Here is a 356-nt window from a genome sequence, read left to right as displayed (position 1 = left end):
GCGCGGTGCCGGCCAGCACCGACCGGGCAGCGGTCTCGGCGTCGATGGCGTCGGTCTTACCGCGCCGGCGGCGAGTCTGACGGTTCGGACGGACGACCTCCATCACCGAGATGCCCTGATCAAGCAAATGCCGGGTCAACCCGGCGCCGTAGCTGCCGGTGCCCTCGACGCCGGCTTGGTCGATCGGGCCGAGTTCCTGCGCCCACGCCGTCAGCTGGGCGTGCCCGGCCGCGATGTCCCGCACGGTCATCCCACCGGCATACAAACTGATGACCACATCCGAGAGGCCACCGAGGCGGCGGGCATTCTTCGGCAGCAGCATCGGAGTGAACGTGCCCGCCCGATCCCGGGGCACC

At 70.5% G+C, this 356-nt stretch carries 1 protein-coding gene; it reads right to left on the bottom strand.

All coding sequences use genetic code 11. The annotated features are described in order from the left end of the window. Window positions 1-355: transposase (locus tag F8271_RS31920; protein ID WP_370462016.1), on the bottom strand; the 355-nt coding region annotated here is incomplete at its 3' end. Window position 356: the final 1 nt, after the last annotated feature.

The sequence above is a fragment of the Micromonospora sp. ALFpr18c genome, assembly GCF_008868155.1.
GTDB lineage: Bacteria > Actinomycetota > Actinomycetes > Mycobacteriales > Micromonosporaceae > Micromonospora.
The sequence above is the reverse complement of the archived record's forward strand: the minus strand, read 5'-3'. Positions and strand labels throughout refer to the sequence as shown.